At 38.1% G+C, this 22,626-nt stretch carries 26 protein-coding genes; 6 read left to right on the plus strand and 20 right to left on the minus strand.

Annotation, left to right across the window (positions count from 1 at the left end; genetic code table 11):
* Positions 1 to 52: 52 nt before the first annotated feature.
* Positions 53 to 208 carry a YpzI family protein gene (locus tag FXW34_RS09785; RefSeq protein ID WP_147533801.1) on the plus strand — a complete coding sequence of 52 codons (156 nt, stop codon included), beginning with the start codon at positions 53 to 55 and terminating at the stop codon, positions 206 to 208.
* Positions 209 to 337: 129 nt separating this feature from the next.
* On the opposite strand, the gene fni is transcribed toward FXW34_RS09785, so the two are convergent.
* The 14 genes from fni to FXW34_RS09855 all read right to left on the minus strand — a co-directional run bounded on the left by fni (position 338) and on the right by FXW34_RS09855 (position 13,059).
* Positions 338 to 1,393, minus strand: a complete 1,056-nt coding sequence (gene fni / locus FXW34_RS09790) for a type 2 isopentenyl-diphosphate Delta-isomerase (protein ID WP_147533802.1) — start codon at positions 1,391 to 1,393, stop codon at positions 338 to 340.
* Between the two features lie 12 nt (positions 1,394 to 1,405).
* Positions 1,406 to 2,545: a 30S ribosomal protein S1 gene (gene rpsA / locus FXW34_RS09795; RefSeq protein WP_147533803.1), complete on the minus strand. Its 1,140-nt coding sequence runs from the start codon at positions 2,543 to 2,545 to the stop codon at positions 1,406 to 1,408.
* A gap of 146 nt (positions 2,546 to 2,691) precedes the next feature.
* Entirely contained in the window at positions 2,692 to 3,273 is a 582-nt protein-coding gene (locus tag FXW34_RS09800) for a lysophospholipid acyltransferase family protein (RefSeq protein WP_147533804.1), read from the minus strand.
* A 2-nt stretch (positions 3,274 to 3,275) separates the two neighbouring features.
* Positions 3,276 to 3,950 carry a (d)CMP kinase gene (gene cmk / locus FXW34_RS09805; RefSeq protein ID WP_147533805.1) on the minus strand — a complete coding sequence of 225 codons (675 nt, stop codon included), beginning with the start codon at positions 3,948 to 3,950 and terminating at the stop codon, positions 3,276 to 3,278.
* A gap of 140 nt (positions 3,951 to 4,090) precedes the next feature.
* The gene (locus FXW34_RS09810) at positions 4,091 to 4,270 is read right to left on the minus strand and encodes a YpfB family protein (RefSeq protein WP_147533806.1); all 180 of its coding nucleotides are present in this window, start codon (positions 4,268 to 4,270) and stop codon (positions 4,091 to 4,093) included.
* 102 nt (positions 4,271 to 4,372) lie between these two features.
* Positions 4,373 to 5,722, minus strand: coding sequence for a germination protein YpeB (gene ypeB / locus FXW34_RS09815; protein WP_147533807.1), 1,350 nt, complete (start codon positions 5,720 to 5,722; stop codon positions 4,373 to 4,375).
* Positions 5,723 to 5,736: 14 nt separating this feature from the next.
* On the minus strand, positions 5,737 to 6,978 hold the full coding sequence (locus FXW34_RS09820) for a cell wall hydrolase (protein ID WP_147533808.1): 1,242 nt from the start codon (positions 6,976 to 6,978) through the stop codon (positions 5,737 to 5,739).
* 110 nt (positions 6,979 to 7,088) lie between these two features.
* Complete coding sequence (prsW, locus tag FXW34_RS09825) at positions 7,089 to 7,817, minus strand: glutamic-type intramembrane protease PrsW (RefSeq protein ID WP_147533809.1); 729 nt, start codon at positions 7,815 to 7,817, stop codon at positions 7,089 to 7,091.
* A 117-nt stretch (positions 7,818 to 7,934) separates the two neighbouring features.
* Positions 7,935 to 8,906 (minus strand): YpdA family putative bacillithiol disulfide reductase, encoded by a 972-nt coding sequence (locus FXW34_RS09830; RefSeq protein ID WP_147533810.1) that lies wholly within the window; start codon positions 8,904 to 8,906, stop codon positions 7,935 to 7,937.
* 151 nt (positions 8,907 to 9,057) lie between these two features.
* Positions 9,058 to 10,335: a Glu/Leu/Phe/Val family dehydrogenase gene (locus FXW34_RS09835; RefSeq protein WP_147533811.1), complete on the minus strand. Its 1,278-nt coding sequence runs from the start codon at positions 10,333 to 10,335 to the stop codon at positions 9,058 to 9,060.
* 208 nt (positions 10,336 to 10,543) lie between these two features.
* Positions 10,544 to 11,122: a genetic competence negative regulator gene (locus tag FXW34_RS09840; protein ID WP_147533812.1), complete on the minus strand. Its 579-nt coding sequence runs from the start codon at positions 11,120 to 11,122 to the stop codon at positions 10,544 to 10,546.
* Positions 11,123 to 11,222: 100 nt separating this feature from the next.
* Entirely contained in the window at positions 11,223 to 11,981 is a 759-nt protein-coding gene (locus FXW34_RS09845; RefSeq protein WP_147533813.1) for a metallophosphoesterase, read from the minus strand.
* 8 nt (positions 11,982 to 11,989) lie between these two features.
* Positions 11,990 to 12,370, minus strand: coding sequence for a hypothetical protein (locus tag FXW34_RS09850; RefSeq protein ID WP_147533814.1), 381 nt, complete (start codon positions 12,368 to 12,370; stop codon positions 11,990 to 11,992).
* Positions 12,371 to 12,426: 56 nt separating this feature from the next.
* The gene (locus FXW34_RS09855) at positions 12,427 to 13,059 is read right to left on the minus strand and encodes a CBS domain-containing protein (RefSeq protein WP_147533815.1); all 633 of its coding nucleotides are present in this window, start codon (positions 13,057 to 13,059) and stop codon (positions 12,427 to 12,429) included.
* 226 nt (positions 13,060 to 13,285) lie between these two features.
* Here FXW34_RS09855 and FXW34_RS09860 point away from each other — a divergent pair, with 226 nt between their 5' ends.
* The 3 genes from FXW34_RS09860 to FXW34_RS09870 all read left to right on the plus strand — a co-directional run bounded on the left by FXW34_RS09860 (position 13,286) and on the right by FXW34_RS09870 (position 14,772).
* A complete protein-coding gene (locus tag FXW34_RS09860; protein ID WP_147533816.1) occupies positions 13,286 to 13,531 on the plus strand; it encodes a spore coat associated protein CotJA in 246 nt (81 codons plus the stop codon).
* Positions 13,512 to 13,772, plus strand: coding sequence for a spore coat protein CotJB (locus FXW34_RS09865; RefSeq protein ID WP_147533817.1), 261 nt, complete (start codon positions 13,512 to 13,514; stop codon positions 13,770 to 13,772). Before FXW34_RS09860 ends, FXW34_RS09865 begins: the two co-directional genes overlap by 20 nt.
* A gap of 430 nt (positions 13,773 to 14,202) precedes the next feature.
* Complete coding sequence (locus FXW34_RS09870) at positions 14,203 to 14,772, plus strand: manganese catalase family protein (RefSeq protein ID WP_147533818.1); 570 nt, start codon at positions 14,203 to 14,205, stop codon at positions 14,770 to 14,772.
* Between the two features lie 36 nt (positions 14,773 to 14,808).
* Here FXW34_RS09870 and FXW34_RS09875 read toward each other — a convergent pair whose 3' ends face one another.
* The 5 genes from FXW34_RS09875 to FXW34_RS09895 form a co-directional block, all read right to left on the minus strand.
* Positions 14,809 to 15,267: a YpbF family protein gene (locus FXW34_RS09875; protein WP_147533819.1), complete on the minus strand. Its 459-nt coding sequence runs from the start codon at positions 15,265 to 15,267 to the stop codon at positions 14,809 to 14,811.
* Positions 15,268 to 15,397: 130 nt separating this feature from the next.
* Positions 15,398 to 16,081, minus strand: coding sequence for a LysM peptidoglycan-binding domain-containing protein (locus FXW34_RS09880; protein WP_187118903.1), 684 nt, complete (start codon positions 16,079 to 16,081; stop codon positions 15,398 to 15,400).
* Positions 16,074 to 16,682: a CPBP family intramembrane glutamic endopeptidase gene (locus FXW34_RS09885; RefSeq protein ID WP_147533821.1), complete on the minus strand. Its 609-nt coding sequence runs from the start codon at positions 16,680 to 16,682 to the stop codon at positions 16,074 to 16,076. Before FXW34_RS09885 ends, FXW34_RS09880 begins: the two co-directional genes overlap by 8 nt.
* A 9-nt stretch (positions 16,683 to 16,691) precedes the next feature.
* The gene (locus FXW34_RS09890) at positions 16,692 to 18,191 is read right to left on the minus strand and encodes a RecQ family ATP-dependent DNA helicase (RefSeq protein ID WP_147533822.1); all 1,500 of its coding nucleotides are present in this window, start codon (positions 18,189 to 18,191) and stop codon (positions 16,692 to 16,694) included.
* Positions 18,188 to 19,246 (minus strand): YpbB family protein, encoded by a 1,059-nt coding sequence (locus FXW34_RS09895; RefSeq protein ID WP_147533823.1) that lies wholly within the window; start codon positions 19,244 to 19,246, stop codon positions 18,188 to 18,190. The genes FXW34_RS09890 and FXW34_RS09895 overlap by 4 nt, the downstream gene beginning before the upstream one ends.
* Before the next feature lie 287 nt (positions 19,247 to 19,533).
* Here FXW34_RS09895 and FXW34_RS09900 point away from each other — a divergent pair, with 287 nt between their 5' ends.
* Both FXW34_RS09900 and serA read left to right on the plus strand, forming a co-directional pair.
* Positions 19,534 to 19,782, plus strand: a complete 249-nt coding sequence (locus FXW34_RS09900; RefSeq protein ID WP_147533824.1) for a ferredoxin — start codon at positions 19,534 to 19,536, stop codon at positions 19,780 to 19,782.
* A 275-nt stretch (positions 19,783 to 20,057) separates the two neighbouring features.
* Positions 20,058 to 21,632: a phosphoglycerate dehydrogenase gene (gene serA, locus FXW34_RS09905; protein ID WP_147533825.1), complete on the plus strand. Its 1,575-nt coding sequence runs from the start codon at positions 20,058 to 20,060 to the stop codon at positions 21,630 to 21,632.
* Between the two features lie 47 nt (positions 21,633 to 21,679).
* Here the strand turns inward: serA and FXW34_RS09910 are convergent, their stop codons facing one another.
* The gene (locus tag FXW34_RS09910) at positions 21,680 to 22,591 is read right to left on the minus strand and encodes a M23 family metallopeptidase (RefSeq protein ID WP_147533826.1); all 912 of its coding nucleotides are present in this window, start codon (positions 22,589 to 22,591) and stop codon (positions 21,680 to 21,682) included.
* Positions 22,592 to 22,626 lie beyond the last annotated feature (35 nt).

Consider the following 22,626-nt stretch of genomic DNA (forward strand, 5'->3'; position numbering starts at 1 on the left):
AATGCATGAAACTTTTAAGATTGATTCATGTTAAGAGAAGGAGGTGGATTAAATGGGTAAGGACCGCCAAGAAAAAAAGATGAGGGCAAGAAACCGGTCGGGGCCAGATCGTGATCAAGCGCTTCATTATCCTGGGTCAACCAAGCTATCTAGCCCAGAAGAGGCTAGAAAATTGAATGATTCCAAATATAGTTTGGAAAATGAATGAAGGCGAAAAGCGGATGTGACTCGAGCTCTCCTAGCCACTTAGGCTAGACAAATTCTAAACACGAAAAAAAGCTCGTCGATATCTCGACGAGCTTTCTTCTTCATCAATAAATGTAAGGTCAGCCGACTCTTAACCGCGTTGGCTGTATTGCTTTGTGTCCATTCCACGTTCGGTAAGCCAATGATGAGTTTCACCACGCATCACAAGTGGTACTGCTTGCAGCTCCGCGACTGTTTTTGCACCAAGCGCAGTCATAATTACCGCAAGTTCCTGATGGAAATGGGTCACCTCATCAATTAATGGCTCAACTCCCTGTTCTAACAATATTTTGAGAAAACGCCCTGCTATACCTACCGCATTTGCTCCCAATGCAATCGCTTTAGCTACATCAAGACTCGTCCGTATACCTCCCGAGCCAATAATAGCCGTATTCTCCCGACCGCATTTTGCTTCAACAATGGACGCCGCAGTGGGAATTCCCCATTCATTAAAAAATGAAAGAGGTTGTTGATTGCGTCGTTCATTTTCGATTTTTGCAAAATTAGTCCCACCAAAACCTCCAACATCTACAGCAGATACACCGATTGATGCCAAGGCTTTCACGGTTTCACGACTCATGCCAAAGCCAACTTCTTTCACAATTACTGGGATGCCGATTGAATTTATTATTGCTTCGATTCTTGATAGTGCACCACTAAAATTCCTATCACCTTCAGGCATAGTTAATTCTTGAATAGCATTCACATGAATTTGCAGGGCATTAGCTTCAATTAAATCGACAGCTTGTTTCGCCTGCTCAACCGTAGCTTCCCAACCTAGGTTCCCAAAAATAATCCCTTTTGGATTAACTTTTCTAACCACGCGAAAGCTCTCCTGCTCCCGTTTATCCTTTAATGCTGCCATCTGTGAGCCAACCGCCATCGCTAGATTCATTTCATTTGCCACATGTGCTAAATGCTGATTGATATCGTAAGTTCGAGGACCCCCGCCACCCGTCATTGCATTTATAAAAATTGGTGAACTTAGCAAAAGTTCACCAATTTTTGTGGAAATATTAATTTGATCTAGACTTGTGTTAGGAAGACTACGATGAACAAAAGCGATATCCTCAAAACTATTTTGTCTTTTGTTAGCTGTTGTTAACGCCAAACGGATATGATCCCATTTTCGTTCAGATCTAGTCACGTATTATCACCATTAGTTTTTAAGATTCTTTAACTTATCGCCGATCATTTCGCCAAGCTGGAAGCCCTTTGATTCTTCAGGTAATTCATAATCAACAATTTCTTCAACTTCTTTTTCAAGTAACTCTTTAATACTTAAAGAAAGACGTTGATCTTGCTCATTAACTTCAAGAACCTTCACATTAACCTCTTGACCCTCTTTCAATACTTCATGCGGAGTGCCAATATGTTTATGAGCAATTTGCGAAATGTGAACTAAGCCTTCCACTCCTGGGAATACTTCAACAAATGCACCATAACTTACGAGTCTTTTGACGATACCTGTTAACGTACTACCTTTAGGCGCACGGCCAGCAATATCCGCCCATGGTCCAGGTAATGTGTCCTTAATCGATAATGAAATTCGATCATGGTCACGATCAACGCTTAATACTTTAACTTGGACCTTTTGTCCTTCTTCCACTACATCAGTTGGTTTATCTACATGTTGGTGTGATAATTGCGAAATATGCACCAATCCGTCTACGCCACCAATATCAACAAATGCACCGAAATCAGTGATTCTTTGTACAGTACCTTCTAGAATTTGACCAGCTTCAAGTGATTCCACTAAGCTTTGCTTTTGTTTTACCTTTTGCTCCTCAACAACTGCACGATGAGAAAGAATTAGGCGATTTTTTTCTTTATCAAGCTCAACGATTTTAAAGGATAAGGTTTTACCCTTGTAATCAGAAAAATCTTCTACGAAGAATGATTCTACTAATGATGCAGGAACAAAGCCGCGTACACCTAAGTCAACGACTAGTCCGCCCTTTACCACGTCTTTTATTTCAGCTTCGAACACTTCTCCGCTATTAAATTTTGCTTCTAATTCATCCCATGCTTTTTCAGCATCTACTTTACGTTTAGATAAAATTAAGGCGTCTTCTTCAACCTTAGTAACTACTAATTCTAATTCATCGCCTTCTGCCACAGCATCAGACGCTTTTTCTACATGGAGGCTGGAAAGTTCACTAATTGGAATGATTCCATCCAATTTACTGTTTTGGATATTTACAATAACCTGTTTTTCTTCCACTTTTGTTACTTGGCCTGTTACCTTGTCTCCAACTTCAAAATTTGAAACTTCGACTTGATTCATATCTTCTACCATATGTACTCCTCCTTAATCCAATGACTGCTTGAAAGTAGTATAGAATGTGACTAAAGTCATCACCATAAATACAGGCTAAAATTATCTGAAAAAAAGCCCTTTTATCTAACTTCTTATAAATAGGTTTATTTGTCAAGCAAAGAAGCCTACTTATAGGTAATAATCAAGTTTTGAATTGCCTTCATAATAAGCTCAGTTGTTTCATCTGCCGAAATTTTATTTCTTCGTGCTTGTGATAAATCAAGCGGATCACCAAACACCACTTTAATCCTTTTAAATGGCTTATAAGGACCAATAATAGCGCATGGAACAACAACTGCACTTGTCCTTAATGCAAAAAAGCCAGCACCTGCCAAGCCCTTACCAAGCTCTCCAGTTTTACTGCGGGTTCCTTCTGGAAAGAGGCCTAATACATGGCCTTCTTTTAGGATAGAAAGCCCTTTACGTAATGCCTCTCGATCGCTTAATCCACGTTTAACTGGAAACGCATAAACCTTCCTTACAATTTTTCCAAGTATCGGAACAGAAAACAATTCTTCCTTTGCCATATAATGAACAGGACGCGGAGCATTTATTCCAACAATAATCGGATCAAAGGCATGAATATGATTAGCACATAACAATACCCCACCTTGTGTTGGAAAGTTCTCTCTGCCAATAACTTTGTATCGATAAATCGGCGCAAGTGCCAAATTACAGACAGATCGAGCAAATGCGTAAAAGGTCAAGTTTATCGTATCCTTTCATTGGCTAAAGCCAAAATCTCTTCCACTACCTGTTCAATTGACAAGGATGTTGTATCCAGTTCAAAAGCATCGTCCGCTTTTTTTAGCGGTGCGGCTTCCCGCTCAGAGTCGAGCTTATCTCTAAGTTGAATTTCATCCTTTAACTGATTCAAATCAGAAGGGAAACCTTTGGAAAGATTTTCGTTGTGGCGACGCAATGCTCTTTCTTCAACACTAGCTAATAAAAAAACTTTAACCTCTGCGTGAGGAAGCACATGAGTCCCAATATCTCTTCCATCCATTACCACTCCACCTTCAGTTGCAAACTGCTGTTGGCGAGCGACCATTTCTTTACGCACAAGCGGATGCTTGGCAACAATTGATACTGAATTGGTTACTTCTGAAGTTCGAATGTCAGACGTAACATCTTGATCATCCAGATAGACGAGTTGACCAGATTCGCCTGGCAACAAGTTTATATTCGTGTCCATTAAAATCGTCAATAAAGCATCTTCATTTTGAAGGTCTGCCTGTTCTTTAATCGATTTTAAGGTTAAGGCGCGATACATTGCACCTGTGTCAATATAGATATAAGAAAGTTTTTCTGCTACTATTTTTGCAACTGTGCTTTTACCCGCTGCTGCAGGTCCATCAATTGCAATTGAAATCTTTTTAGTCATAATGCCTCCATAAGCTGTACCATATTAAATATACACCTATATATTTTACCACAATTCATATTAAATCTAAGAAATAATTATTTTATTTTCAGAATGATTATGCAAAAAAAAACAGGGTTTCCCCGCTGTAAAACGAGAAGTTAACGCCCGTTAAACGTCTCGAGTATTTCTGAAAAATTATCTTCAGATACCCCTTCATAGCGCGCAAGCTGATGGAGCTCGGGCAAAACCTCAAATTTATGAAAAATAAATTGGCTTAATAGTAAAAATACAAATTGGATTACAATTAGCTTAATCAGAATTCTTTCAACTGTTTTCATATTCATCACCCATTTCGATTTATATGGCTATTACTATTGTTAATGGTTTGAACAATTTTATTCTGACATACGTAAAAAAAGGAAAAGCATAATCGCTTTTCCTTATACAACATCCTCATAGATTGGTTCTGCATTTTTTAACTTCTCGACCTTTTCTTCCATACCACTCTCGGAATTAATATAAATTCGGTAAGTATCCTCACCTAAAGTACCAAGAAATTCGTAGCATAATACTTCCTGTTTAACATCATTTAACACGATTGCTAAGCGATCTTCCATCACTTTTAAGTTTGGATTTATTTTATCTCTAGCGTCCTCTACTGTTAGCTTTGGCTTAGGAATTTCTCTGGTATGATGTGATTTTAAATAATCATTTGCTGAGAAACCTATCAACTGACCATTGTCCAATGCAACCTTGACTCTTATTGAATCAGGGTAAATTCGGACGTCATCTTGTTTACTTACAAAAGTAAAAGCTCCAATATTATCATATTGAGCACTTTCAAATAAATCCAAGTCCTCAAAACCATTTTGCTTTAAAAATTCGATTGCTTTATTGGTTGCATCATTTAAACTAATTTTTTGGGCATCAACATCTCTAGATGTAATAAACCAAATTGGGTATCCACCTTTTTTGGTTACATCCATATTAGCTTCTTGACGGCTCTTCTTATCTAAAAGAGATATGCTATAAAAACCATAATCTGAATCCTTTCCACTGCTTTCAACTTTCACCTGAACATCATTGGTAAAACCAGCATATTTCTTTGCTGTTGCAATTGCATCCTGTTTTGAAACTGTTTTTCCTTTCAAACGCTTAAAGTTTTCATCTTTTTTCTGCATGTTAATAAACGCTGGTCCAAAGTCTGTTTCGGAATAACCATCAACAGTGTTTTCAACTGTTTTAAATCCATCAATAATGGTGTTATCAGCACTTTCTTTACCGGTTGCAAGAGCCATTTCGACATCCATCCAACGCAAGTTGTTCTTTAAAACGAGGTGCTGGACCTCCCTCAACTCATCTTGAATTTCCGCTGATTGCTTATATAAACCTTGCAGGGCTGCATACTCTTTATCATTTAAAGGTTCTTTTTCTAAGTCTCTAATTGCAGTTTGATAGCTAAAATCTCCGATTTGAGCTAAAAATTCTTCTGTTTTATTAAAGGGCAAAAGCGTTAACGGTAGCTGCCCAACATCGCTATGCGCCTGTGAGGTAAGACGCCAAACCTCCGCTAGCGCAGGCGATAGAGATTGCCTTGAATTCATCGCTAACGTTGTACCGATTTTGTCATGCAATAAATCGACGTTATAGACCAGTTCATGGAAGGCTCTTTGGTAATTATTTTCTGCGTTTAACAAAATTGCATTTTTTTCGCGATGCTCCTGATATCCCCAATAAGCTGTTCCGGCAATTCCTAATGATAATACAGCAATAAATATTCCTCTAAGCAACTCGATTCACCTCACTATTTACAAAATATGTGTTTTCCAATTTTTTTAATTTGCGGTCGCGACCAAATCCATCCATTTGTTGCTGTATCTGGATTAAAATAATAAATCGCTTCACCAGTAGGGTCATAACCATTGATCGCATCCAATACCGCCTTTTTGGCCTGTTCATTTGGCGTTAACCAAATCTGTCCATCCGCTACTGCAGTAAAAGCACCTGGTTCAAAGATTACTCCTGAAACAGTGTTTGGGAAATTAGCACTATTAATTCGATTTAATATAACGGCAGCTACAGCAACCTGACCGACATATGGTTCCCCGCGAGATTCTCCGTAAACAGCATTGGCAAGAAGATTAATATCATTTTGCGAGAAGCCATTTGGCGTGTTTGCTGCAGTTGGTTTCGTCGGCTGTTGTTTTTGCTGCGCAGGTGCCTGCGCATTTTGCTGTGGTGTTGCCTGTGTTTTTGGCTGTGCTGGTGCAGCCTGCTTTTGCTGTGCTGGCGTTTGAGCCTTTGGTTGTGCTGGTGCAGCCTGCTTTTGCTGCGGTGTTGCCTGCTTTTGCTGCGGTGTTGCCTGTGTTCTTGGTTTTGTTGGTGCCTGTGTTTTTGGTTGCGCTGGTGCAGCTTGCTTTTGTTGTGCTGGTATCTGTGCATTTTGCTGCGGTGTTGCTTGTGTTCTCGGCTGAGTTGGTGCCTGTGTTTTTGGTTGCGCTGGTGCAGCTTGCTTTTGCTGCGCTGGCGCTTGAGCTTTTGGTTGTGCTTGTGGGGCTTGCTTTTGCTGTACTGGTGCTTGAGCCTTCGGTTGTGCTGGTGCTTGAGCCTTCGGTTGTGCTGGCGCTTGAGTCTTTGGTTTGGCTGGTGCAGATTGTTTGCTTAAATCCACCCCACCATAATGGCTAAATTTATTACCTTTATCGATATTGCTGTTAACAAACTTTTTATCATATTTTGTTTTACTAACAAGCTTTGCTTTCGTTTCTTTTCCTGCTAAACCGTCAATCGGTAAACCAAATTCATATTGGAAATTTCGTAATGCCCAGTATGTTTTCCAGTCAAATACCCCATCAATACGCCCATTATAAAAGCCGATATATTGCAATCTTGATTGTAGTTCAACAACATCCTCTCCTGTAGCACCTCGTTGAATGACCTGCTCAGTAAATGCCTTAACTTCATTGTCTTTCCCTTGAAAAAGAACAATTTGCAATAAAACCAGTGCAAAAATGAGTGATTTTATCAAAACCAAGTTTATTCTCATTGAAGTTACCCCCAGATGAAATCTTTTCTTAACCCTATTTTTCGTAGAGACTGGGTTTTTATGCAAAAAACTAAATAAGAAGTTATGAAACAACGACAACAAAAAAAGGATTAATCGTGGTGATCAATCCTTTGAAATATATTATTATTTGTTGAAAACTCGGTGTTAGTGATTTGAACTTCACTTTGATAGTGAATTGTGCTTAATAGATGAGCCTTTTTTACTTTTCTTAAGCCTAGCCACCATAAGAAAATCATAAATGGAACCATCACCATAAGCCACTTTTGCTGAATCAGTAGAATATAATCATAAATTCCGTGCAGAAGAAACGGAATAATTAATGACAATCCTAACCATTTACGCTTTGACTGTAACGTAAATTTCCCTTTGCCAATATAAAATCCCATAATAACCCCAAATAAAGCGTGACTTGATACCGGTAAAAACGCACGACCAAGTGCATGCTCTAAGCCATTAGCTAATAAGAAAACGATATTTTCTGCGGTTGCAAATCCCAGTGAAACAGATGCTCCATATACAATTCCATCATACGGCTCATCAAATGCTACATGCTGATACACAGTATAAATTAAGATAAACCATTTAAAAAATTCTTCTAAAAAACCTGTCAGCACAAACGCATTAATAAACTCTGATTGGCCGATATTTTCCGCGGCAAATATATATTGGATAAAGGCGAGAGGAAACACTAAAATTGCGCCAAACAAAAAAGTTTTTAGCACAACTGAAAAGGGCTCTGACCCATATTGATCTTTTAAATAAAAATAGCTTAATAACGCTGCACCAGGAGCGATTCCAGCAGATAGTATTCCAAGCATGAGGTGCCCTCATTTCTACCCATTTCCTCCATCGTAACATGGATGAATAAGAATGAAAAATACTTCTTTATGGAATTACGGACATTCTGTTTGTCGCAAATAATGATTTTACAAGAATCAGTCTTCATTTCGCTTTGCTAATATAGCATCAGCGATTTGTCCACCATGGAAGCGTCCATTTTCGATAAATATTTCATTTGCATTATTTCCAGCAGCAATTACACCAGCAATAAACACGCCGGGAACATTGGTTTCCATTGTTTCAGCATTAAAAGTTGGACGACCGGTTTCATGTTCAATGGTAATTCCGATTTTTTCCAAGAAATGATGATCTGGATGATAGCCTGTCATCGCAAAAACAAAATCATTGCTTACCGCTTTTTCTTCCCCAGCTTTTGTGTAAATGACTTTATCTTGTGTAATTTCTTTAATATGAGAATTGAATTCCATTGTAATTTTCCCATGTCTGATTAAAGAATCAAATTCGGGTAAAATCCACGGTTTTATGCTAGAAGAATACTCCCGCCCTCGATATATTACTGTAACTCTTGCTCCAGCTTTCACTAGCTCAATCGCAGCATCAACACTTGAGTTTTTCCCTCCAACCACAATAACATCCTTATCAAAGTATGGATGTGCTTCTTTAAAATAATGAAATACCTTAGGTAAGTCCTCTCCAGGTACATTCATATAATTTGGATGGTCATAATATCCAGTTGCAACTACAACATAAGATGCTAAATATTCCCGTTTATCGGTCACAACCACGAAATGATTTTCGTCTTTTGCAATCGTTTGAACCCTTTCATAAGCATTAATGCGCAATTGTTTACGGTTCACTACTTCACGATAATAGACGAGGGCCTGATTCCTTCTCGGTTTGTAGTCTTCTGTAATAAATGGTACATCTCCAACTTCTAGCTTTTCACTTGTGCTAAAGAAAGTTTGATGAGTAGGATAGTGATAAATTGAATTAACCACATTCCCTTTCTCAATGATAAGTGGATTCATTCCGATTTCCTTTAATGAAATTGCTGTGGCTAACCCACATGGTCCTGCCCCAATAATAATGACGTCTTCCTGTTGCATAACTGCAACTCACTCCCCTTAAAAAAAGAATCTCCTATTTTCGATAGGAGATTGCTTATTATTATTCAACGAGAACGATAAATGAATTTAACTTGTCCGGTTAAAAAGCATTCATCACTCGGAACTACCTAATAAACAGCAAGCAAATAAGCTAGATCCAGCCTCTGAACCTGCTTGCTTCAGCCATTTTTCTAACTCCTACCATGTAAGCTGCTAATCTCATATCAACACGCCGAGTTTGGGCGGTTTCGTAAATATTGTTAAAAGATTTCACCATAACCTTTTCGAGTTTTTCTCCTACTTCCTCTTCACTCCAGTAATAGCCCTGATTATTTTGAACCCATTCAAAATATGAAACCGTTACGCCTCCAGCAGATGCTAGTACATCGGGAACGAGTAAAATGTCGCGATCAGATAAGATTTGTGTTGCCTCAAGTGTCGTAGGTCCATTTGCTGCCTCAACGACAATCCTCGCTTTTATATTATGGGCATTTTCTTCAGTGATTTGATTTTCGATTGCTGCCGGAACTAGAATATCGCAATCTAGCTCAAGTAATTCTTTATTTGTAATCGTATTGCTGAATAATTTTGTCACCGTACCAAAACTGTCACGTCGATCCAGTAAGTAGTCGATATCTAAACCATCTGGGTCATGAAGTGCACCGTAAGCATCCGAAATACCAATTATCTTAGCTCCCGCATCATGCATAAATTTAGATAAGTAACTACCGGCATTACCAAAGCCTTGAACCACGACACGTGCCCCATCAAGATTAATACCTTTCCGTTTAGCAGCTTCACGAATACAAATCGTTACACCTTTTGCCGTCGCGGACTCTCTTCCGTGTGAACCACCTAAAACAAGCGGTTTACCGGTAATAAAGCCAGGTGAATTAAACCCATCAATTCGACTATATTCATCCATCATCCAAGCCATAATTTGTGAATTGGTAAACACATCTGGAGCAGGGATATCTTTTGTAGGTCCAACAATCTGACTAATCGCTCGAACATAGCCACGGCTTAACCGCTCAAGCTCACGGAAGGACATATCTCGTGGGTCACATACAATACCACCTTTTCCGCCTCCATATGGTAAATCGACAATTCCACACTTTAAGCTCATCCAAATAGACAATGCTTTTACTTCTCGCTCCGTAACGTGGGGGTGAAAGCGAATCCCCCCCTTTGTAGGTCCGACTGAGTCATTATGTTGTGCACGATATCCGGTAAATATTTTAACAGAACCATCATCCATACGAATTGGAATTTTAACCGTCATCATCCGCAATGGTTCCTTTAATAGCTCATAAACCTCACTTGGATAACCTAATTTCTCTAATGCTTTATGAATGACTGTTTGTGTAGATGTTAATACATCATGTTTCTCGCCTGTTTCTCTACTACCAGGACCTTTCTCGGCTACCATTAATAAACCTCCTAAATATCACTTTAGCGTAGGTATCCGCTCAATATACAAGAGTATACACCTAAAAATGATTTATGCAAGAATGAATCCTTTTAGTTTTTACCCTATGCACAACTGTTTTTTTAACGTTAATATTCTACTGAGAATTTATCATTTTCTTTATGTTTGCCCACAATCATAAACAAAAAAGAGGCAAACTGCCCCATAATTAGAAATAATCCACTATTGTTTCAATTGTCTTGTCTTGGATGATCAATTTACCATACTCAATTAATCGATGAATACTAAGGAGAGACGGGTCTCCATACTCCGCTAATACAGAAATAAGTCTATTTTTACTTTCTGCTTCAATTTCTTCAAACAAAAGGTAATATTTTTCATTCATTGAATAAAGGCTTCCGCCGAATATTTCCATCGTGGTGAATCGTTTCGATAATTGAATCACTTCTTCAATCGAAGTAAATTCAAATAGTACTTCATTACTGTCTTCAATTGTTACCTGCATTTCAATAAAAACATCCTCAAGCGATTCTTCATCCTGGTTAGATTCCTCCATTGTCAAAATCATAACCATTCCTTGTGCTTGAAGCGAATAGATTTCTACAGCAATCGTTCCTTGAAACTCCATCCCGAATTCCTCGTTTGCTTCTGCAAGCATATCATGGAATAGTTGATTCCATTTTAAGGAATCAATCCATATATCATCCTTCGATAAGCCTCGATCATACAAATCATCGGTAGTTAGAAAAAATTTTATTTTATTGTACGTTAATCTTTCCAAACGCATGACGCAGCCCCCTGCCGTGAACAAAAGCTCTTATGTTAATGTATGTAATATTTTATAGAAGGTGATTTGTTTTAGTGAGGCACTTAGATGTCTATTATTATTAATAATAAAGGGAAAATAGATGCGTTTGCGCCTTGGCGCCGAGTCTAAGCGGAAGAGCTGTCGTGCCATACCCGTTGCTGACAAAAAGCAGTGTTTTTCCGAATTTTTTCATTCCACCTTTTTCATATAGTCCAAAACCTAGAAATCTAATTTGTCCACCATGCGTATGACCAGATAAAACTAAATCAATCTGATGATCATCTCTAATGGACTCAATAATCTTAGGATTATGGCTAATCAAAAGGCGAATTCCCGAATTACCAGCCGTACTTACTGCACTTTCTAAATCCGGGCTTCCCTCGGCAAGATCGTCTATGCCAATTAAATGAATGCTTGCTCCATCCAAAGTCTTATACAACACTGATGTGTTATTTAATATCGTGACTCCAAACTCCGTTAACAATGTTTCAAGCTTACCAATATTTGCCTCGTAGTCATTGTTCCCCCTGACAAAATAAACTGGACCAAGACTCGAAAGCTTTTCAAGATTCCTTCGTATTCTTGAAAAGGGGACTTTTCCTTCGGTTAAATCACCTCCTATAATCACAATATCTGTATTTCCAGATAGTTCATCAATAATTTTTTCTGCAATCATTCTACGATGAATATCTGAAATAAAAAAAATACGTGTTTTTCGTGAATTTGCTGGTTTATCGAAATGTAAATGATGCTCTAGTATCCGATTCGAGAAAGCTTCTTTTACCATATATAAAAGGAAAAGAATTGCAACACCGAACAAACTGCAAACAATAATCATAAATCCTCCTACAGCGTCTTTTCCTTCCGAAAGTCAAATGAAATCATCCCATAAACAACTGAAAAACAAATAAGCGCTAGTGTCTGCCAAAACCCTTCTTTTAATAAAAATAAATAAATGAAAACTACGGAAACACTTAAGCATTGTTGGAAACTGGGTACATTTCTTCGTTTAAGCGCTTCAATAAATGTTGTCATAAGCCCCTTAATAATATTTCCATTCACAATTATTCCTAATATAAACATAATGCATGCTGCAAAAAATTCAAGCGGATTAAAAACAAATGAAACAAAAAGCTCAGATGCATCAATTGGAAAAGTTAACGGCAACCATTTAATCATGAGGAGTCCACAAAAATAACCAACCAAAAGTTGAAATATCATCTTCATTGAAAAAATCCCTCCTATAAATTATATGAAGGGATATAAATTATAACTATTCTTTTTTAATCCTCATGAATGGACAGGACCCTGAACCCTGAATCCTCAAGTTTCTTAATAAATTTATCCAGATTAGTTGTTTTTTCAATCTTCATGACAATTCTACGGACTAGTTGATCATTTTCATCAAAAGTAACCACAGAAATGATCCTTTCATGATACGCATGGGCAATTTCTGCTAAGCGGGCAAGCCTACCTTCTGATTCAGCTGATGTAAACGCTATTCGTATCCCTGGACGCCTCATCCCAAATGCACTTTGAAATTGGTCTAGGACATCCGCCCTTGTAACAATTCCCATAAAGCGCTTTTTATCATTGAGGACCACGATTAATGGGAAGTCTTTCAATTCCAATAGCGTAGATTCAAACCGCTCTGTTCCGGTTAAATATTTTTCCTGAAAAGACACTCTTTCACAAGCCTTCGTTTGTTGCAAATAGTTTTCTTTTTCAAGCTCAGAATTAAAAAACCCTTGGTAAATATTAAATCTGGTTACCACTCCGATATATTCGTCGCCTTTTAAAACAGGAATGCCATCTATTTGATGACTTTCCATCTTTTCTAATGTGCATTGTAAAGAATCATCGCTGTTAACAGTAATGCATTTATGCTTTGGAATCATAATACTTTTTACGAACATTCTAAACACCTTCCTTTATACAGTATCAGAAGTGCCAATTACTATTATAATTATCAAACCAGATTTTATCATCCAAGGATGTGTTAAAAATCATAATTGGACAAAAATGAATCAAATTATCCTGTTCATGATTAGCTATCTTGACGCATACAATTAATTGTCGCGATTACTACCATATTTTTTCAAACCTACTTTGCGAAACTACTTTTTCAAGGAGGTCTAGAAGATGTCTACACCAATGAAAAAATGGCACCCATATGTCAGTCCATTTGACCCTTGCCCTCCAATAAAAGTGAAATCATATTCTACACCACCCAATCTCTACATGGGATTTCAGCCACCCAATTTACCACAATTCTCGGCTATGGAGGCATTGAGAGCAGGAACACTTTGGAAAGCATTTTATGACCCATGGTACGGCCCATATGAACGACCAAAGGGGGTGCACCGCGATGAAACAGCTACCTCCTGAATATTACCAATTATTAGAGCAGCTTCAGGCAGTTGATTTCGTTCTTGTGGAATTAACTCTGTATTTAGACACTCATCCACAAGATGCAGAAGCGATTAATCAATTTAACCAATGCGCCAAGGAGCGAAAACGTTTAAAGAAGGTTTTTGAAGGACAGTTCGGTCCACTTCAACAATTCGGAAACAGCTTTTCTGGCTACCCATGGAACTGGAACGACCCACCATGGCCTTGGCAGGTTTAAAAGCGGAAGCGGCTCGCTCAGCCCCGACAAGCGCTGGAGGGCAAGCCGATGAAGTCGTCTTTTTGACTTCAACGGTTTGACCGAAGCGACTCGAGGGGCTAGCCGCTGCAGCTGGATAGGTTTAAAAGCGGAAGGCGCTCGGTTATCGGGCGACAGGCTTAAGACGAGCCGGCCTGAAGGTCGCATTTTACCTTCTGGACGGATTGGCTTAAGACCCCGAGCCGATGGCGCCTGCAGCTAGATAGGTTTAAAAGCGGAAGGCGCCCGGTTATCGGCGACAGGCTTAAGACGAGCCGGCCTGAAGGTCGCATTTTACCTTCTGGACGGATTGGCTTAAGACCCCGAGCCGATGGCGCCTGCAGCTAGATAGGTTTAAAAGCGGAAGCGGATCGGTCAGGGTAACAGGATTTTGAATGGGGAGGTAAGTGCGATGTGGATATATGAAAAAAAGCTGCAATATCCAGTTCGTGTTAGTACTTGTAATCCAAAGCTAGCCAAGTTTTTAATCGAACAGTATGGCGGTGCGGATGGAGAATTAGCGGCAGCACTACGTTATTTAAATCAGCGCTACACCATCCCAGATAAAGTAATCGGTCTATTAACTGACATAGGAACCGAAGAGTTCGCGCATTTGGAAATGATTGCCACGATGGTGTATAAGCTCACCAAGGATGCCACTCCAGCTCAGATGATTGCTGCAGGGTTAGACGGCCACTATGCTAATCATGACAAGGCATTGTTTTATCACAATGCAGCAGGGGTTCCATGGACTGCAACTTATATCCAAGCAAAAGGAGACCCAATAGCTGATTTATACGAAGATATCGCAGCCGAAGAAAAGGCTCGTGCAACCTATCAATGGATCATCAATATGAGCGATGATCCTGATTTAAATGATGGCTTACGATTCCTACGCGAAAGAGAAATCATTCACTCCCAAAGATTCCGTGAAGCTGTGGAAATACTTAAAGAAGAACAAGGTAAAAAGCAGTTCTTTTAAGCTGTATCGAGGCTGGAAAAAACAAACTATCCAGCCTCACTTTTTTTCATGAAATAAATTGATATCATAGTTTTTCTTCATCATTTCAAAAACTAGATGGCGGTTGCTCCATGCCTCTTCTTTTCTCCATAAATCCTTACTTTTATCAATAATTTCACATCTTAATGCGTGAAATTCCTTCTCTGCCTTGTCCCGTTTATTCCTAAATAAATTCATCAAGCCATATGAACCTACAGTCAAAATTAAGAACAGTAAATTTAACTTATGATCAACAAATGCGGAAAACATCCTTGCAAACGAATAGGAGTATGGACCTACAACGACATAGTATAAATATACCATATAACAAAAAAGCAAAAACAATGTGATTGACATAACGAACAGATGCTTTTGTTTTAATTGGTCATATTTTTGCTTCCGCTTAATTACATTCTGTAATATTTGTCTGGTTGCCGGATCTGTACGTTCATCCAGATTTAGAACTGACTCTCCCATTGCCATCCCTCCATCTTCCATACATTGTATGAACTTGTCCGGAAATTATGAGCAATATTATCAGCACATAGACTTTCTTAAAAATAAAAATACTCCAACAGGTTCTATCCTTGTTGGAGTATTTGATATGTTATTGAGGAATGATTAACTTTTGGCCTACACGAATATTTTCATTCGGGAGGTTATTAGCTTGTTTAATTTTTTGGATACCTGATTTAGCATTCGGAGCACCGTAGTATTTCTTCGCAATACTATAGAGTGTATCTTTTGCTTGTACCGTATGCTCACGTATTGTCTGCTCGACTGGTTGCTCAATTGGTTGTTCAACTGGTTGTTCAACTGGTTGTTCAACTTGCTGTTCTACTGGTTGATTTACTATAGGTTCACTTGGTGGTGTCTCCTCTTCTTTCTGTTCAGTCTCTGGCTGGTTTTCGACAATATTAGAATCTTGATCCTTTGAAGCTGCCTCGGCAGCCTTTTCCTTCGCCTTAGATTTCTTATTCTCATCATTATCGATCGATATCGTTTCATAACCACCTTTATCTTCAATGACCGTTGTTTTCGTTGTTTTAGGAAAAATATCTTCTCTATTTGTATAAATCACAAAAATGGCAATAGGCAATAATATAAAAAAGGCAACTTGTACTCGAATCCATGGAATATTAATCTTTTTTTTCTTTTTAGCCCGTCGTTCGCGATGTAATTCACTCCGAGGCGGTAAGTTCTCAGGTTTTACTTGCTCCTGAACGGTAGCGCGGCCAACTCTTCTTCTGGTGCTCTCTGTTTTTTGTCGGTATGGATCTTCTCTATTCATGAACATCTCTTCCTGTTCTCTCTAATTTATCATGTTTGATGCGAATCATTAATCCTAAAAGAAAATCAATAAGAAAATGCATTAAAATGGTTACTGATAAATTATTTGTTACTTCATAGATATAACCAATAAAAAAACTTAGGATGATAATATTTAACAATAGAAACCAATTAAATAAATAACGATAATGAATTGCGGCAAAAATAATACTTGAGAAAATTAGTCCAAAATGAGTTTGAATAACTCCTCGGAACAAAATTTCTTCACTAAAGGAGACAATTCCAGCAATAATTGCAATGTGGATGAACGAACGATTCTGGAATATTCGTTCATTTAACCCACCATCGAAATAAAGATGTTCCGGCAATACTTTAGTCAAAATCGTATCAATAACGACGACAATCACACCAGCGATACCACCGAGTAATAGAACATTAGCATCATTCCAATTGAATAGCTGGTAAAACTCTTGAAAATTATCAAATAAAATGGTGCCAAGAATAATAGCTACAACCAATAATAGCAATTGGGTTAAATATAAATGAAATAATAATTCTCGCTCAGAGAGCTCCTTTATCAAATCAGTATAACGATTTTTCATTATTTTGTCTCACTCATTTAACAAAAAATTTGACAAATATTGCTTCCAATCAAAACTTTCGATTGGTAAGTTTCGATTACCTTCAGAAAGTCCATCTTCAGTGCGGAAATCCTCAAGATTAAGCCCACAAATATCACAGCAATTCTTCCGTGTTCCAACCATGTGTGTATCTTCTTTAAAATAAGAAAGGATCTCGTTTCTTCGGCAGGTTTCTGAATGAATAAACCTTGTCATTGAAATAATATTTGCTCTTTTTACCATAATACGATTGTCAACATAGTCGCATAAAGCCTTAAATGGGGCATTGATATGATTTGTCGAAGCCATTTGTAGGAATTCAGCTATAATTCTCCATTGTGTTTCAGTGAATCCAGCGTAGGTTTTCCAGTTTTCACTATCTTGAAAAACCGACTCGATATGACCATTTGTAACAGAAGCTAAATAGTCAATTTGCTCCATTGAAGGTAACTCTGTCTCAGCTAAATTAAACGCCATCGCTTCATCACCCGGTGAATACAGCAAAATCGCAACACTTCTATCGCCATCACGTCCGGCTCGTCCTATTTCCTGTATATATGCTTCAAGCTGTAATGGCATATGATAATGAATAACAAAACGAATATTTTCCTTATTAACACCCATTCCAAACGCACTAGTCGCACAAATAACATCGAGTTGACCATGCAAAAATTGCTGCTGAATTAAAATCCGCTGCTCCTGTTCCATCCCACCATGATAGGCCATTACATTAACACCACTATTTGTATGTAAATATGACGCTACCTGTTCAGCTAGCCGTTTACTTGAAAAATAAATAATTCCCGGTCCCGTTAATCTCTCAACTAATTGTTGAACTCGCTCAAGTTTTTCAACCTGATCGCTTACCTTTTCAATTGATATTGAAATATTAGGTCGATCTACGGAATAAACAATTTCGTAACATTGATCGAGTTCTAGCGATTTCTTTATATCTTGTCTAACCTCGGCAGTTGCTGTAGCGGTTAGCGCCAAAGTTACAGGCTTTCCCAACCTTGACCTTATCTCGCCTAGTTTTAAATAGTCGGGACGAAAATCATAACCCCATTGTGAGATACAGTGGGCCTCATCAATAACAAATAGCGATATCTTTTGTTGGACTAAAACATACATAATTGGCTCATACCGCAGCATTTCTGGTGAAATAAACAAGTATTTATAATAACCGATATTTTTTAAGACTGTTTTCCGTTGCTGTGGAGATAAAAAGGAATTAATCGCAATCACCCTTTTTTCTCCCTTCATTTTCATTTGCTCGACTTGGTCCTGCATGAGTGACAGTAATGGCGAAACAACAAGGATTAGACCATCAAGTATATAGCCGGGCAATTGATAACATAATGACTTCCCGGTGCCAGTTGGTAGCATCGCAAGTGTATTTTGACCTGATAAGACCGAGGAAATTACTTCTTCCTGACCTACACGAAACGAATCATAGTGAAATTGTTTTTTTAATATATTGGTTAATATCATTTTGCATCACCAAATTTAGCCAAAACCAATCTAATTTCAAAATAATTAATACCATTTGTAAGTTCCCTTATTCGCTTTAACTGTTTTGAATTTGATTGTTCAGCCGCAAGCATGATCATTTTTTGTTTTTCAACTGGAACTATTTCAGTTATATCGAACATTTTATCAATGAGTGCAATTTCAACGATATGGTCTTCAATCGTACTCAACTTTAGATTTCTTGCTGAAGCAATTTCTCCGATAGTGTATCCCCTTTTTAGGAATGAGTATGTTTTACTAGTTGACAGTGTAAATGAAGCTGGCTGACTCAAATCCACCAAAATATTGTTTAATAAAGGAAATTCATCTGGGAACTCCTTAATCTTTTTAATCATAAAATGAAGCAAATTCAAAAATTGTATGTGATAATGAGTGTCCTCCATATGAAAAAAATCTGCTGCTTGCTTACTTGTGAGTCCATATGTTTGATAACCTGACAACCGAATGATGAATATCTCAGGTGATAGCTTGGAATCTTTTTCGAAACAGCGGCAGATTTCACCATATAGCTGTCTGGATAGTTCAAGCTTGCTAGCAGTTGATTGTTGGATTGTTTTTTTAAGCCAGGCTTGCGTTTCCGGCTTGCGTTGAACCGGTATATATTCTGTTTGGCAGTGGATTAAGTTTGAACATACTTGGACGAATAGGGATAGTCTTTCCCAAAAAACGGAGGTCAAAGAATGGTAGGTCCATCCATTTAAATAGGCTGGAAAAGGTTTTTCTTCCAATTCCTTTGCTAATACCCATTCTCCTTCATCTGTCAAAAGATAAACATGTTCATTAGTTTGCTGTACCAGTCCTGCTTTTTCAGCTGCTTTTAGTCTGTCAAGAAAATCATTGCGCGTTAATGAAGAAAAGGTTTGAAATAGCTTTGTTAATTGAAACAAATGTGCGTCTTGAATCGTTTGCGATGATTTTTTTCCGTTAAGCAGATGAAATACTGAAAATACAGTTCGATCCTTATTAATTTGTTTTAAGCAGTAAAATATAACCGTTTCAAGGTACGTGACGGACATTTCTTCTCCTTCCAATGGCAGCTTCATTACACAGGAACGAAATTAGTATTTTAATAAAACAAAAACGAGTTTTATTCTCTATTTATTTTAACATGAATAATCTCGCTCCGTTACAGCAATTTAATATCAAAGACGTTCTACGTTTTTTTCTTTACAGATTCAGAATTCAATTTTAATTTACTATTGAAAAGTTGCCTTCACACCTTTAAAATAAAGAAGGGAACGCTTTCCATTCTTGGAATGGAAAAAATATTAATTTTCGTTGAACTATTTGGGAGGTATTTTTCATGGCAAAATACACTATTGTTGACAAAGAAACTTGCATCGCCTGTGGTGCATGCGGTGCAGCTGCACCAGATATCTATGATTACGATGATGAAGGAATTGCATTCGTAACTCTTGACGATAACCAAGGTATCGTTGAAATTCCTGATGTACTAATCGATGATATGATGGATGCTTTCGAAGGCTGTCCAACAGATTCAATTAAAGTAGCTGACGAACCTTTTGACGGGAACCCTACAAAGTTCGAATAAGAAGCAATAACTCACTTACAAGAAAAACCTCTTCGCTAACAGAAGAGGTTTTTCTGTATTAAACCTCTATTTTATGCAAACAGAGCATTTCAAGAAACGCCTCTTTATCATCTCGACCTGCCTTCAATCGCTAAACAAAGTGATAACTCCAAACCTAACGTTTTATCACTTTACTGCATTAAAATTTTTTGCCGTTTTAAATTGACACCAAATCATTATTCTAGTAAAATAATCAGAAAATTGCTCATATATTAAATGGAAGGTAGTTGAAAAAAATGTACCAAATATTAGTAGCAGATTCTATTAATGAAGTAGGCCTACAACCACTATTGGAAATGACCGATGCAAACATCATCCAAAAGAAAGTAACCGAGCCTGATGTTCAACTGGATCAAATCGATGCATTATTAGTACGAAGTGCAACAAAGGTTACTGAAGATTTAATGGAAAAAATGCCAAACTTAAAAATCGTTGGTCGTGCGGGTGTTGGTGTCGACAAAATTGATATTCAAGCTGCAACAAGACGGGGGATTATGGTCATTAATGCCCCGGATGGAAATACAATTTCAACTGCTGAACATACATTTGCAATGATGGCATCTCTCATGAGAAAAATCCCACAAGCATATGAATCTGTTAAAAAAGCAGAGTGGCGCCGAAATGATTTTGTTGGTACTGAATTAAATGGAAAAACACTAGGAATTATTGGTATGGGGAGAATAGGAACAGAACTTGCAAAACGCGCTAGAGTTTTCGGTATGTCGGTTAATGTATTCGATCCATTTTTAACAAAAGAACGCGCTGGTCAGCTAGGGGTAACATCATGCACCTTGGAAGAGGTATTAGAAAGTGCAGATATCATCACTGTTCATACACCACTAACACCTGAAACAAAAGGGCTATTAAATGAAAAAACATTGGCTAAAACGAAAAAAGGCGTTTACCTACTTAATTGTGCCCGTGGTGGAATCATTGACGAGGAAGCATTGGCTATATATTTAGGTAACGGCCATGTGGCTGGCGCAGCTTTAGATGTTTTCGTAACAGAACCACCAGGTGAACATCCATTATTTAAATTCGACAATATCATTTTCACACCACATTTAGGTGCATCCACTAAGGAAGCTCAGTTAAATGTTGCTATTCAGGTTGCGAAGGAAGTCCGCCTCTTCCTTGAGGATAAACCAGTGGCTAACGCGATTAATCTTCCGTCAATGTCTAAGGATATTTTCCAAAAAATCCAACCATATCATCACTTGTGCAAACAGTTGGGTTCTACTGTTTCACAATGCGTAAAAGAAGGAGTAAATGAAATTTCTGTAACATTCGCAGGAACGGTAAATGAGCTTGAAACTTCGTACTTAACTAAAGCCATTCTTTCTGGCTTCTTTACAAATCGTGTCGACGTGGCTGTAAATGAAATTAACGCTTTATTGATTGCCAAGGAACGCGGAATTACAATTGGAGAAAAAATTGGTACAAATACATTTGGGTACGCAAATAGCATCACTGTTTCTGTAAAAGGAGACCATCAAGATTTTATCGTAAGAGGAACTTACATCGATCACTACGGTCCACGAATTGTTTTCTTAAATGGCTTTAATATTGACTTCTTACCAGAAGGCGATTTACTCATAGTCAAACATATGGACCGTCCTGGTGTTATTGGCCGCGTTGGAAAAATTCTTGGAGACCATGAGGTCAATATTGCAACTATGCAAGTCGGTCGTAAAGAAGCTGGCGGGGAAGCTATCATGGTGCTATCATCCGATAAACCTCTAACTGATGAATTGGTTAATAATCTTCTAGAAAGCGGAGACATCGTCAACGCTAGAAGAGTCATTTTATAAAAAAAACAGTCCTTATCTCTATTTTTGAGTATAAGGACTGTTTTTTGTTATCTTACTATTAGAACCTGTTTAGGTATTATTTTATCTGAGGCAAGGTGATTCCAGCTTTTTAATTCTGCGAGGGGTGTCCTAGTTCTATAGGCAATCGCAGATAATGTATCACCCTCCCTAACAACATAACGATTACTTTGGGCAGGTTTTATCGTTATTTTTTGATTAATAAATATCTTATGTTCATTCATTAAACCATTGATAGATAATAGGTTTCGCACTGATGTCCCATATCTTTGCGCGATAGTGGACAGAGTGTCGCCCTGCTTGACGATATGTACCATAGCCTGGGTTTGCGTCGGTACTGTACTTTGACTATTCTCTTGACCATTGTGTGCCTCGATTTGCGTTCTTCCTGATACCTCCACTACTCTGTTAGTATTGGCAAACACTTTAGCACCTACACCTATGTCTCCAAGTGCTAGAACAGGATTAATAGCATTATGTTTATCATAGGTCCACTCACTTTGATGAACCTCAAAATGCAAATGAACGCCTGAAGAATCTCCCGTATTGCCCATTCGTCCAATGATTTCTCCCTGTTTGACACTTTTACCTTCTGCCACTTCACGAGATTTCAAATGAGCATAGACCGTTTCAAAGTTATTATTGTGCTTAATAAACACAACATTTCCGTACGATTTTGAATAATAGGATTTACTTACAATCCCTTCGTCAACTGCATAAATAGGTGATCCAAAATCTGATGCAATATCAATACCTTTATGTACCCCTCTTCTCGTTCCGAATAAATCGGTAATGACTCCGCTTGATGGCCATATCCAATTTACGGTTTGATCCCGAATTGATGGACCCTGTGCTAATATCGATTTGGTATCGTAGCATATCAAGGCTATCAGTAGTCCTGCAATCCAAGGTATCAAAATCCACTGCTTATCATGTTGCATTTCGTGCCTCCTAACCATTTTCCCCATTGCCTAAA

The organism is Bacillus marasmi (genome assembly GCF_902168435.1).
Lineage (GTDB): Bacteria > Bacillota > Bacilli > Bacillales > Cytobacillaceae > Bacillus_BU > Bacillus_BU marasmi.